The 12,482-nt window shown below is 55.0% G+C and carries 14 protein-coding genes and 1 other RNA gene; 9 read left to right on the top strand and 6 right to left on the bottom strand.

What is annotated here, in order from left to right:
* Positions 1-3: 3 nt before the first annotated feature.
* The 4 genes from H151_RS0107310 (at position 4) to glmM (ending at position 4,852) form a co-directional block, all read left to right on the top strand.
* Positions 4-1,254, top strand: a complete 1,251-nt coding sequence (locus H151_RS0107310; protein WP_169336724.1) for an O-antigen ligase family protein — start codon at positions 4-6, stop codon at positions 1,252-1,254.
* 77 nt (positions 1,255-1,331) lie between these two features.
* A complete protein-coding gene (locus H151_RS16985; RefSeq protein ID WP_019960998.1) occupies positions 1,332-2,735 on the top strand; it encodes an exopolysaccharide biosynthesis polyprenyl glycosylphosphotransferase in 1,404 nt (467 codons plus the stop codon).
* A gap of 86 nt (positions 2,736-2,821) precedes the next feature.
* A complete protein-coding gene (fsa, locus tag H151_RS0107300; protein WP_019960997.1) occupies positions 2,822-3,478 on the top strand; it encodes a fructose-6-phosphate aldolase in 657 nt (218 codons plus the stop codon).
* Positions 3,479-3,493: 15 nt separating this feature from the next.
* The gene (glmM, locus tag H151_RS0107295) at positions 3,494-4,852 is read left to right on the top strand and encodes a phosphoglucosamine mutase (RefSeq protein ID WP_019960996.1); all 1,359 of its coding nucleotides are present in this window, start codon (positions 3,494-3,496) and stop codon (positions 4,850-4,852) included.
* Positions 4,853-4,869: 17 nt separating this feature from the next.
* Here the strand turns inward: glmM and H151_RS0107290 are convergent, their stop codons facing one another.
* From H151_RS0107290 to H151_RS0107275, 5 genes are all read right to left on the bottom strand, one after another.
* Entirely contained in the window at positions 4,870-5,688 is an 819-nt protein-coding gene (locus H151_RS0107290; RefSeq protein WP_019960995.1) for a TIGR00282 family metallophosphoesterase, read from the bottom strand.
* Positions 5,689-5,718: 30 nt separating this feature from the next.
* Positions 5,719-6,330, bottom strand: coding sequence for a 5-formyltetrahydrofolate cyclo-ligase (locus H151_RS0107285; protein ID WP_019960994.1), 612 nt, complete (start codon positions 6,328-6,330; stop codon positions 5,719-5,721).
* A 5-nt stretch (positions 6,331-6,335) separates the two neighbouring features.
* A non-coding RNA gene (gene ssrS, locus H151_RS17355) (6S RNA) lies at positions 6,336-6,495 on the bottom strand.
* 33 nt (positions 6,496-6,528) lie between these two features.
* On the bottom strand, positions 6,529-6,894 hold the full coding sequence (locus H151_RS0107280) for a cell division protein ZapA (RefSeq protein WP_019960993.1): 366 nt from the start codon (positions 6,892-6,894) through the stop codon (positions 6,529-6,531).
* Positions 6,884-7,225, bottom strand: coding sequence for a hypothetical protein (locus tag H151_RS0107275; RefSeq protein WP_026353892.1), 342 nt, complete (start codon positions 7,223-7,225; stop codon positions 6,884-6,886). The genes H151_RS0107280 and H151_RS0107275 overlap by 11 nt, the downstream gene beginning before the upstream one ends.
* Before the next feature lie 137 nt (positions 7,226-7,362).
* Between H151_RS0107275 and cysQ the strand changes: the two genes are divergently transcribed.
* Positions 7,363-8,148, top strand: coding sequence for a 3'(2'),5'-bisphosphate nucleotidase CysQ (gene cysQ, locus H151_RS0107270; RefSeq protein ID WP_019960991.1), 786 nt, complete (start codon positions 7,363-7,365; stop codon positions 8,146-8,148).
* Between the two features lie 125 nt (positions 8,149-8,273).
* On the top strand, positions 8,274-8,714 hold the full coding sequence (locus H151_RS0107265) for a hypothetical protein (protein ID WP_019960990.1): 441 nt from the start codon (positions 8,274-8,276) through the stop codon (positions 8,712-8,714).
* Here H151_RS0107265 and H151_RS0107260 read toward each other — a convergent pair.
* Complete coding sequence (locus H151_RS0107260) at positions 8,709-9,404, bottom strand: glycoside hydrolase family 25 protein (RefSeq protein WP_169336723.1); 696 nt, start codon at positions 9,402-9,404, stop codon at positions 8,709-8,711. The two genes, H151_RS0107265 and H151_RS0107260, sit on opposite strands and share 6 nt — an antisense overlap.
* A gap of 188 nt (positions 9,405-9,592) precedes the next feature.
* Here H151_RS0107260 and H151_RS0107255 point away from each other — a divergent pair, with 188 nt between their 5' ends.
* From H151_RS0107255 to H151_RS0107245, 3 genes are all read left to right on the top strand, one after another.
* Complete coding sequence (locus tag H151_RS0107255; protein ID WP_026353891.1) at positions 9,593-10,972, top strand: hypothetical protein; 1,380 nt, start codon at positions 9,593-9,595, stop codon at positions 10,970-10,972.
* Between the two features lie 59 nt (positions 10,973-11,031).
* Positions 11,032-12,075 carry a hypothetical protein gene (locus tag H151_RS16980; protein WP_019960987.1) on the top strand — a complete coding sequence of 348 codons (1,044 nt, stop codon included), beginning with the start codon at positions 11,032-11,034 and terminating at the stop codon, positions 12,073-12,075.
* Positions 12,076-12,140: 65 nt separating this feature from the next.
* Complete coding sequence (locus H151_RS0107245; protein ID WP_019960986.1) at positions 12,141-12,479, top strand: hypothetical protein; 339 nt, start codon at positions 12,141-12,143, stop codon at positions 12,477-12,479.
* Positions 12,480-12,482 lie beyond the last annotated feature (3 nt).

The following is a 12,482-nucleotide window of genomic DNA, read 5'->3' as shown; positions in this document are numbered from 1 at the left end:
TTCATGAACTCGCCTCTCGCTGATCCTAAGCCCTTAGGTCTTGCGCCTGACAGAGAAGATTGGCGCACACGGATCGCCCTGGCTATATGCTTCGGACTTACCGCTGTCTTTGCCTCATCGGGTGGCTTGGGATTAGCCGCAACAGCGGCTTTAGGGGGGGTGATCACGCTGCGCCCCCGCTGGCTCATGCGCATGCTGCCAAGCCTACCCCCGGTCTATTGGATATGGGCGGCCGCTTTACTCTGGTGCGTGCTTAGCCTCACCTGGTCGCCCTATTCGAAACTGGATCAGGCCTGGAAGCTTGTCCTACTGCCTCCTGTTTTCTTGAGTTTCGTAGCCAGCAGTTGGCAGACCCTCTCGCGGCGCAGTACGTATCTAAGCACTGCGGTCATATTCGCCAGCCTGGCCATGCTCAGCTTTTTCACGCTTGAGGGCTTAACCCACGGCGTGATTACAGAAAGCTTTGAACGTCTCGAAGCGCAAGGCCAAGTTCTTGACCCCCATCACCTGCGCAATTTGACCTATCGCACGCTCAGCCGCGGAGCCACCATTGCGCTCATCTTGGCTGGCCCGGCATGCCTGATTTTGATTCGCACCACGCGCCAATGGGCGCTATACGTCGCGCTCGTGATCGGGGCCTGCGTCATTACAGCCGGCAGTTTCGATAATGAGGCCAATATTGTCGCCCTGTTTGTCGCGCTGACTTTGTCAGGGTTGGGCTATTGGAAACCACGTTGGGCCTTGGCCCTGTTTCTAGCCAGCTTTGGCCTCTATCTGATTTTATCGCCCTTGATCATGCACATCGCGCTGCAAGGCTTTGATACCTCTGTGCGCGAGGCCTTACCGCCATCATGGGCCTGGCGGCTTGAAATCTGGCAATTCACCCTTGATAAAATCGCGCAAAGCCCCTGGATCGGCCAAGGCTTGGATGCGGCACGCACCTTTCATGATGTGGGCCAAGTCCAAGACTTCACCGCGGAGCTGATGCCCCTGCATGCCCATAATGCAGCGCTTCATATCTGGATGGAAACGGGGTTTGTCGGCGCAGCTTTATTCACACTGGCCTTATGGGCTAGCGCCTACACCCTGTTCAAAGCCAAGCTCAGCGTCGACTTAAGCGCCAGCTTATCTTGGGTAATCGGCTTATGGCTTGTCTGCATTGTCTTGGGTTATGGCGTTTGGCAAGAATGGCATCACGGCGCTTTGGCGATGGGCATTCTGGCCTGTTTCAGCTTACGCTCTTCACGCGCTTAACCCTGTTGGCCCTGTTTTTGCTCCGGACCGGATAAAGGACGCCTATGCGCCCTGTTATCTCGTGAAGGTGATCTAATTTGGACCAGACCAACACATTCTCCACGGTTCATCTCCTCAACGCGCCTGTCAAAGCGGGACGCAAAAATATTTTGCGGGCCTTTTTCTGGTCTGATGCCTTAGCCTGCGCGCTTAGCTTCTATATTTCCCTGGCAGGTATGGCGAACACGCCGGAGCTGTTGGCTCATGTGATCTTATCGGGCCTGTTTAGTGTTGGGGTGCTGCTCGGTTTGCGCAATCGCGGCCATTATCATATCCGTAAAGCGCTTGCTGACCAACTCCGCCCCATTCTGGCATTTTGCGCCTTAGGATTTGTATGTAGCGCGACCCTCGCCTTCCTAGCTGATCATACGCAATTGAAACTGACGATGATCTTGTATTGGAGCGCGCTGGCCGGCGCGATACCGCTTCTGCGCTGGTTGACCCGCGAAGCCCTTAAAGCCACGCGAGAATGGGCCCAATCTATCATTGTTTTATCGGGATCAAGCGTGACCTCTGACCTGCTGCAACGCTTTCAAGATAAAACTGAATACGGCTTTGAGCTCGCACATACGCTCGCGCTTGACGCTATGCTGGCTTTAAACGACGAAGAGATTGGTGAGCGTCTAAACGCCCATGCCAACGCCACGCTTTATCTGGCCCCTGATAGTGTCACGCAGGCTCTAGCCAGCCGCCTAGCCAGCGCTTTGACCCTCAAAGGCGTATCTTTTTACTATCAGCCTGCGATTGGAACTTTACCGACGCAAAACTTTGATCTGTTGGACATTCCGCCCAGTGAAGGCATTGTCTTTGCCATCAAAGACAGTCTTGATCGGCCGCTGGCCCAAGCGATCAAACGCGGTTTCGATATTATCGTCACGGGATTAGGGCTTATCGCACTATCACCAGTTTTTGCTGCGCTTATTGTCCTTATTCGCCGCGATGGCGGGCCAGCTTTCTTTGCTCAACCGCGCGTTGGCAAAGACGGTAAAGTCTTTTCATGCCTGAAATTCCGCTCCATGGCTATCGATGCGGAAGCGCGCCTCAAAACCCTTTTGGAAAGCGATGAAGATGCGGCGCGCGAATGGGAGATATATAAAAAACTCCGTCATGATCCACGCATCACACCCGTCGGGCGCTGGATCCGCAAGCTGAGCCTGGATGAATTGCCTCAGCTGATTAATATCTTGCGCGGTGAGATGAGCCTGATCGGTCCGCGCCCCATGATGACCAACCAGATTGCCGACTATGGCCGCGAATTTGAGGCCTATAAACGCATGCGCCCTGGCCTGACTGGCCTATGGCAAGTCAATGGCCGTCACACCACCACCTTTGCGGAGCGGGCCCGGCTTGATACCTGGTATGCCCATAATTGGTCGCTCTGGCGCGATTGTGTCATCTTGATACGCACTGTGAAGGAAGTTCTGCTCGCCAAGGGTGGCTAGATCAATAAGTTTCCCATAATTAGGACTTTCCCCGCAGCGCACAAACGCTTAACAAAAGCCCACGCTCAAGCTGATGGAGAGGCCCAATGCAGATCTTTCTCGATACCGCCGATGTTTCTGAAATTTCCTCGCGTTTAGAGGCTGGCCTCGTGGATGGTGTAACCACCAACCCTTCGCTGATCGTCAAAGCGGGCGCGGATATTTTTGAGGCCATCACACAGATTTGCGCTCTGGTCGACGGCCCGATCTCAGCTGAGGTGGTTGCCACCCAAGCTGAAGGCATGATCGAAGAAGGCAAAAAACTGCGCGCCATCGCCGATAATGTCGTGGTTAAACTCCCCTTGACCGCGCAGGGTCTGATCGCGTGCCGCGCGCTAAGCGATGAAGGCATTCCGACCAATGTGACTTTGTGTTTCTCGGTCAATCAAGCCTTGCTGGCCGCCAAGGCCGGGGCGACTTTCGTGTCTCCCTTCGTGGGCCGAATTGAAGATATGGGCGGGGACGGCATTGGCCTTCTCGAAGACATTCGCCGCGTTTATGATCACTATGGCTATATGACCCAAATCCTGGCGGCATCCTTGCGCTCGATGGCCCATGTTGAAGCCGCGGCCATGGTCGGATGCGATGCGGCCACTATCCCGCCGCAAATTTTTGATGGGCTTGTGAAACACCCTTTAACGGATAAAGGGTTAGAGGCTTTTTTAAACGATTGGGCTAAGACCGGGCGTAACGGTTTAAAATAATCTAGGGGCATTTCCATGGTTAAACGTTATTTTGGTACGGATGGTATTCGCGGTACCACCAATAAATTTCCTATGACCGCTGAAATGGCCATGCGTTTAGGCATGGCCGCGGCCACATATTTTAGAAAAGACGATACACGTCGCCATTCTGTCGTGATCGGCAAAGACACCCGGCTTTCTGGTTATATGCTGGAATCCGCCCTGATGGCCGGCTTCACCTCTGCGGGAATGGATGTTTCGCTGTTCGGGCCATTACCGACCCCAGCGGTGGCGATTTTGACCCGCTCACTGCGCGCTGATATGGGAGTGATGATTACCGCTTCGCATAACCCCTTCCAGGACAATGGCATCAAACTGTTTGGCCCCGATGGTCAAAAGCTGGATGACAAGGCGGAGCTGGAAATCGAAGCTTTAATGGATGGCGATCACGCCCTGTCCTTAGCAGAACCCACCCAAGTGGGGCGGGCCAAGCGCATTGATGATGCCAGCGCGCGCTATATGGAAATTGTCAAGGCGACCTTCCCACGCCAAATGCGCCTTTCAGGTCTACGTATTGTCATTGATTGCGCCAATGGTGCAGCCTATCATGTGGCACCGGCGGTTCTATGGGAATTGGGCGCAGAAGTGGTCCCGCTCAATGATGAGCCCAATGGCTTCAACATTAACGAGGATTGCGGCGCGGTCTCGCCTGAAGGTTTGGCCCAGGAAGTCGTGAAATATCGCGCGGATATTGGTCTGGCCCTCGATGGCGATGCGGACCGTCTGATTGTCTGCGATGAAAAAGGCCAGATCATTGATGGTGATCAGCTGATCGGCGTTATTGCCTCGGTCTGGAAGCGTGAAGGCCGGTTAAAAACCAATCAAGTCATCACCACTCAGATGTCCAATATCGCCCTTGAGCAATTTTTAAAGACCCAAGATCTGGAGATGGTGCGCACCAAGGTCGGCGATCGCTATGTCGTTGAGAATATGCGTAAAACCGGGGCCAATGTTGGCGGCGAACAATCTGGCCATATCGTACTGCCTGATTATGGCCCTACCGGTGATGGCCTGATCGCGGCGCTACAGCTGTTATCGGTCCTGATCAAAGCCAAAAAACCGGCCAGTGAAGTCTTACGCGTTTTCACGCCTTCACCGCAGCTGCTAAAGAATGTCCGTTATCAACAGGGCACTGACCCCTTGGCCACCCAAGCGGTCAAAGACGCGCTCAAAGTTGGCGAAGAAGCCCTGGGTGCCAATGGCCGCCTGTTCGTGCGTAAATCCGGCACTGAACCGGTGATCCGTGTGATGGCAGAAGGTGAAGCCGAGCGGGTCAAAAAAGTCGTCAATGAAGTCTGCGACGTCATCAAATCGGTAAAAGCTCCGAAGACCTAGAACCAGACCACAACGCTTTAAAGTGTTGGTTCAATCTGTGACAGGCGACCGCCCAGGCGGATCGCCTCACAGCGTATGGCCAGACCCGTGGCGTCATCCGTCTCAATAAAGACCCCGCTCAGTGTGCCTTCACCTGTTGCAGGTTGGAACCGGCCTGAGCGCATATGGGTGACGAAGCGCGCTATGGGTTCTTCCTTTTGCATGCCAATGACGGAATCATAATCACCGCTCATGCCAGCATCGGTTTGATAGGCCGTACCCTGAGGCAGGATTTGATGATCGGCCGTGGGAATATGGGTGTGGGTTCCCACCACCAGGCTGGCACGTCCATCACAAAAATGGCCCATGGCGTGTTTTTCGCTGGTCGCTTCGCCATGCATATCGACCACAATCGCATCACAGGCCATGCCCAGCGGACAGGCTTCCAGCTGGCGGTCAATGCTGGCGAAGGGATCATCAAGGGTCTGCATGAAAAGGCGCAACAGCACATTCATCACCAAAATCCGGCGCCCATCAGGAAGATCATAAAGGAAAGCGCCTTTACCTGGCGCGGTACCTTCGGGGTAGTTGACCGGGCGCAGCAAGCGCGGCTCGCGCTCGATATAGCTTAAGGTTTCGGACTGATCCCAGGCGTGATTACCCAGGGTCAAAACATCCGCGCCCGCATCATAAAGCTCATTCGCGGTGCGTTCCGTAATGCCAAATCCGGCCGCCGCGTTTTCCGCATTGATGATGACGAAATCGAGTTTCAAACGCTCGCGCAGGCCCGGCAGATGATCTGCAACGGCTTTACGCCCTGATTTCCCGACAACATCTCCGAAAAAAGCGATCCGCATGGCTGATCCTGACACACCTAAAAACTAAACTTACGCTCGTGGCGCGCCCTGATATGCGCGCTTTTCGGTGACAATCCAATCCAAGGCGACATCAAAACGCGCCTTGGGTACAGCTTTGACCCTTTGGGCCTCATAGGCGAGCCCCACCGTTGTTACCGGACCCAGGGCGCTTAACGCCGCGAGCGTACGATCATAATAGCCCCCGCCATAGCCCAACCGCCCGCCCTTGTCATCAAAGGCGACGAGCGGGACCAGAACCAGGCTGGGGCGCACTTCAGGTAGAGACGGATCGGGTTCTTGCACGCCAAAGCGGGCCGCGTTCAGCTCTGCCCCCGGCTGCCAGGCACGAAAGACCAAAGGATGATCGCGGGCTTCCACGCAGGGCAAGGCCATACGCACCTGCTCGCAATAAAACACTTCCATCAAAGGGCGCGGATCCATCTCATCACGCAGCGGCCAATAGCCCGCAACGCTGGAGTTCAAAGGCGGCCAAATCTCATCGGGAAAATGCGAAATCAACGCTTCACCGGCCCTGGGATCATCGGCGAAGGCGGTTTTACGCGCTTGAAGGGCTTTGCGGCGGACCTTGGACTTTCGCCCTTCAAACAAGGTCATGCCGGTGCGTTTTAACTGTGCGAGCATAGGTGGTGACCCCAAATGCGCCGTTGACGTTTCTAACAACCCTGATGACCCGGAGTACCAGGTGGGCACCGCGTGTCAAAGGCCACGGCCTAAGTCAGAGGCAGCTCCCATTCAGAGATGTAAGGTCGCCGGGTGTTTATTGTCTGACGTACGCTCCAGCAGTCACCAAGGTCAATGTGGGCTTTGGCGATCCTCGGCTCAAGCCTCTTGTCCAGTTTCAGGTGCCAATTCTTCTAACCGCTTGGCCGCGCGCAGTAAAACATCCGCCGCGATAGCCCGCGCCTCAAACTCAACCGCCTCGCCCTGGTTCTGCTGATCGCGCAAGGCCTGATTGTCCTCTTCCAATGCCGCAATCTGGCGCTTTAGCTCTTTTTGCTCATCGGTGATGACTAAAGCGGCCATCAAGAGCAGGCGCAAATCCCCGATCTGGCCGACTTGGCCCGCCAGATTGCGCACATGATTATCGACATGGTGGGCCAGTTCGCGCAGATAGCGTTGCTCGCCATCCTGACAGCCGATGGGAAAGGCGCGCCCATTGATAGTAACGGTGATCTTAGCGCTCATCGAGGGCCTCCTCGTGCGGGGCCGCGTCTAGCTCAAGGTTTGGCGCAGACTCTTGAGCTTTGAGATTTTGCAGCTCTTGGATCGCGATGCCCAAGGCCTGTGAGGCTTCTTGAGCGACTTGGCTTAACTGATCTTCGCGCCCATGGGCCGCTTCCAGGGCTGCGACTAATTCTTGATGCCCCTCATCGCTCGCGACATCCCCCGCTGCAGCGGCTTTGATCTCTAACGCACGCATGCGCATGGCCACGCGATCAATCGCCTGATTCAGCCGCGCTTCGGCGATCATCAGTGGATCTTCATGGGAAGAAAAAGGTGGGGTGTCCTGCGTCATGAGGCCTAGAATCCAATGCTGCCCCGCAAGAAGCAAGGGCTTTGGTCGCAAAAAGCCGACATTTTTACTTCAGCTCTTTTACACCAATGGCTATGAACGCCTAAAGCTTTGTGATGTTCCCAATAAATGAGAGAAATATGACCGATTTTTCTGCCCAGGCCTTAAGCGAATTGTTTGCGCGCATCTGTTTATCGGCTGGCCCTGCGGTCATGGAGGTCTATCACAGCGATTTCACCCCGGAACAAAAAGCCGATAAATCGCCCGTCACCCTGGCCGATCAACGCGCGGAGGCGATTATCCTCGACGCCCTTCAAGCGGGCCTGCCCGATATTCCGGTTCTGGCTGAAGAAAGCTTTGCCGCCGGGTTACGCCCCGATATTGATGGCGATTTCATCCTGGTCGATCCCGTCGATGGCACCAAGGAATTCATCAATAAGCGCGATGAGTTTACGATCAACATCGCCTATATCCGCGATCGCCACCCCCTCGCCGGAGCCGTCTATGCCCCGGCCAAAGCCCGGCTTTATTGGGGCGGTGAGGCCGCCTATGCCTTAGACATTGCCCCTGGTGAAAGCTTTTCTCTCGGAAATGCCGAACGCCTTCATACACAAAAGGGCAAAGCCGGTGCGATGATCGCGGTGATGAGCCGTTCGCATGCGGATGAAGAAACCTTGAACTTCGCCAAGCAAGCCGGGGTCAGCGATACGGTCAGCGCCGGGTCTTCGCTGAAATTCTGCCTGCTGGCAGAAGGCAAAGCCCATCTTTATCCGCGTTTCGGCCCAACCATGGAATGGGATACCGCCGCAGGTCATGGCGTTTTAAACGCCGCGGGCGGCAGCGTGACGAACCCTGATGGCACGCCCTTCCTCTATGGCAAAACGGATGCGGGCTATCTCAACGCAGCCTTCATCGCACGCGGTTAAAGCGCGAAATTTCATTCGCTAAAGCCTCAGTAATAAGTACTTACAAACTCCGCTATCTCCCCCAAAGCTTTGAAACTGCACGCCATCGCGGCGCGCAGTTTCAAACACCCAAAGGGGGAAGCATCATGTTTCCAGAATACTTCAAGGGGATTCCCAGCGAAGCGTCCGCAGATTATCGCGAGCTCGTCGCCTTCTGCAATGCTCATCACACCACAGTCTTGGCGGCTCTGCCGTGGATCGCAGCGGAAATTGCCGGGCGCGAAGGTTTCGACACATTGTTTCGCATGCAACGGCGAACCGGCGGTCGGCGGCTCTATGTTCCTCAGAATAAGGACAAGCTACAAACCCGCCTAGGCGTTGATCTCGCCCACTCAACCCTGGAAGCCTTACTCAAAGGCTCCGCGCCCACCTATGTGGTGGATCTGCCTTCTAGTTGGGGTATTTTCACCGCGATCCGGCGTGCCGCCATTCAGATCGCCATCAAGCATCACATCGACAAGGATGACATCTTGAAAGACTTCGGGATTACGCAAAAAGCCCTAAGAGCCTTTCAGCAGAAATCATAACCGATGAGCCTGAAGCGCCGGTCCGCCGCGTGACAGGTCAATAGGGGTTGAAATCCCCGCAATCCGGCCTTGGTCTGTATACTGCCATACACAATAGTCCTGCCATACTTGGGGTAAGCTTGGGCTCGCCACATCCCATTCGGCGATCCATAAGGGATATACAGACCAGTCCGGCTCGCCCAGGCTTTGCCAAATATCACGGCGCAGATATAGCCCCGCTGCATGATCGCGATAGCCTTGCTGACTGAGCCCGGTGCCCACCGTGCTGAGCCAATCTTCGACCCGGCTTCGGTATTGATCGCTCTGAGCGGGCTCGGCTTCGGTTTCCAGATCCAACATCGGGGGTAAATCACACGCCTGAAACTGCGCGGAACGCAGAAAGTTTTGCGCTTGGGGCACGCCATGCTCACCCGGTGCAAAGAGATGATAGCTGCCGATGATCAGTCCCGCCGCACGTGCACCTGCAAGATTGTGATCATAGAGGGGGTCTTTTGTGACCTCGCCTTGCGAGGCCTTTATATAAGCAAAGCCCACCCCAGCACGCTTAACCTGCGCCCAGTTTACTTCACCATTATTATTGCTGACATCTACGCCCAAATGGAACGCATCGGGAGCGCCTGGCGCCTTACACCCTAAAAGGGAAAAGCCAAGCCCCGCCCCCAGCACATCGCGCCGGTTCAATTTCTGCACAGAATCACCCTTATGCATTGTTTTCAATGGAAAATTTTTAGAGTCGCGCACTCATTGAACGCGATTTTCTTTTTTAAAGATATAGGGAAGACTTCCCCAGTTTCGCCCTCTGATTGTTGGTTTACGCCATTCACGACCCGATTTTTCGTCCGGGTTTTTCAATATAAAAAATCGAGGAGAAATAAAAAATGGCGAATGCATCTACTGGTGATGTATGGGGGCAATATGCATCCCAACTTCTTCAAACTGTAACGACAGGTCAATTTGACCCCAGCAAGCAGGGGATGAATTTCGCCTCTGCCAATCTTTCCGTCGATTTGGGTAATAGCGACCCGGATGTGGTCAATGAATATATCTACCAGATCGGCAATGCGATCCCCGCCGCCAGCCCGTCTTACACCCCGCAAAGCGATCTGGTGTCCAGCTATCAGGTTTTCCTCGATAATATCGACCTGGGCGGCGATACCAACCCAAACCTCGACAGCCAGATCAATATCGCGGCCAGTTCCATGAATACGGCGCAGACCAATTATGCCGATGTGCAGGGAAAGGCGATCACGGGCTGGACCCAATACAAGCAAATCGCGCCGAATATCACCTTCCCCGCCTATGTGCAGAGCCAATACCCCACCTATATTCAGGCCCGCAATGCGCTTTCTGCCTCGACCAGCAAGTGGCAGCAATTGATGACGCAAAAATACGGTGCGGGATACGAAGTGATTGCCCAAGCCCGCGATATGCTGAGCGTTTCGTCCGGTGCCAATGACATCACCCTGCAGACGCCGTATAATATGGGCGTAAAAACGGGCACCATAGCCCCTGCGGGCAGCACGCCTGTTCTGCCCGGCGCGACCCCTGCCACCCCGGCCTCCAGCCTGATTTCCAGCTTTGCGCCCGCCTTCTCCATCGATGGCTTCACCCAGAAATATCAAGAATGGCAAACCGCCAGCGCCAGCGGCCAAACCGGCCAAGTCATCAAATTCGATAGTTCGTCTACGGCTGAATCCTGGAACCATTTTGGCTGGAGCGCCAGCGGCAGTGGCGGCTTTGATGACTGGTTCGTCGATGTAGAGGTTCAACATTCCTCTTCCAGCGACACCCACACCTTTGATTATAAAAACCAAGCTTTCTCGTTCGAAGCGGCCTTCACCGGGCTTGGCGCTTTCATGCTGACCCCAGGCAAGTGGTTCCAACGCGGCCTCATTCAGAACTACCACAATAAGCTTTTGAAAAACGCGCCTGATTTCTTTGGCCCTAATGGCTCTCTGGGTCGGATCCCAACCCAGGCCATTATTGGCTTTGAACCAAAGATCACCCTGACGCTCAGCCATTCTGACTATCAGTATATGAATTCGGTCTTCAAGTCAGAGACCACGACCTCCATCAATATTGGTCCCTTCTCCATTGGCAGCGCCCACCATTCTTACTACGCCAATAAAACCGATGTTCAGTTCCATGACGATAGCAACACGATCGTCATCGGCCCTGTTAAGAGCACGCTGCCGCTGCTCTTAGGCGTTATCAGCGAGAAAATGGTCTTCGACGGCTCCGGCACTGTCGCCGACTAAATCACACTTCGGGGCTGATGCACGTCATCAGCCCTTTTTTTCGGATATAGGAGAGCGATATGCGCCCCGATCTAGAGATCGATCAAATCCATCACCTGCTGCAAGATGATACAGAGTTCGACACGCTGATGGCCGCCTATCATGAGCTTTACGAGATGTATTTCCTCGATCAAGTTCATGATTATGATGCCTTTGATGACATCACCCACCCGCAAAATGTCACGGGCCTGGCCATCACCCACCATAATATCAATGGCAGCGAAGTTAATCGCCCAGCCCTCAGCCTGCGCGTGCGCGAATACACCAATGAAATCACGGGGCGGCCTAGCTTTCCCAGCGAAATCAGCAGCATCCCGGTTCATATCCGCGTGATTGGCGATGTGCGTGCCGGGGCGGGCTATCGCACCCGTCAACGGCCCGTGCCGGGCGGATTTTCCATCCATAATAGCGGAGCCAACGCAGCAGGAACTTTGGCTTGCACCATCAAATATAACGGCAATCGCGCGCTTCTCAGCAATAATCACGTCTTCGTCGATCCCGCCGGCGTCAATGTGAATATCTGCCAGCCGGGACGTTTGGATGGCGGGGCAGTGCCCGCCGACAATATCGCCACTGTCGGCCCCGTTGTTGCCATCAATTTCGGAGCCGGGGCCAATAACCAGGTTGACGCCGCCATCGGCAATTTAGGCAATGCCGCCAATGCCATTCCTGGTGTCACCCGCGGCGGTAAAGATCCCAAGAAAATCGGCACGCCCAATCTGGCCCCGCGCCTGAAACAAAGCGTACAAAAATCCGGGCGCACCACCGGCACCACACGCGGATCCATCTCTGCCGCAGCGGTTGTGCAAAACGTCAATTACGGCACAGCGGCCGCGCCGCGCATCGCCCATTTCATCAACCAGATTGAGATCACCGGCACGAGCGGGGCCTTCGGTGCGGCAGGCGATTCCGGTTCACTCGTCACCGATCAGGTTAAAAACCAACCTGTCGGACTTTATTTTGCTGACAATGCGGCGGCTGGGGTATCCTTTGCCAATCCAATCACCACAGTGTTGACCGAGCTGACCACCGCGGCCGGTCACGCCGTCACGATTGAAATCTAAATCACATTGCCTTTGGCCCAGAGCCTTACCTCTCTGGGCCAGCCTTTACGTCTAAAGGAACCGCCATGGCCCCCGATCTCGACTATGCGCAGCTAGATCATTTGCTGGATGATGAGCGCGCCTTTGCCCGCCTGGTTACCGCACATGAGGCGCTTCATGTTCTGGTCCTTCTCCCCCAGCTGCGCTTTTCAACCGAGACCAATGCCCAATTGGGGATGAGTGCGATCGCACAAGGTTTGGGCATCATCGAAACACCTGAGGGCAAAGCTGGCCTCTGCCTTCATATTGGTGAGTGGGAGTATGATCGCCACCATCAGCTTTTGATCCCGGCGAGCCTGGGCGGGTTTTCCATCACCATCACCGCCCAGGGGGCGATGACCCAGGCCGCACCTCATAAGGAATAGGCC

It is taken from the genome of Woodsholea maritima DSM 17123 (assembly GCF_000382325.1).
GTDB lineage: Bacteria > Pseudomonadota > Alphaproteobacteria > Caulobacterales > Maricaulaceae > Woodsholea > Woodsholea maritima.
Note: the sequence above shows the minus strand (reverse complement) of the source record. Positions and strands in the feature narration are given on the sequence as shown.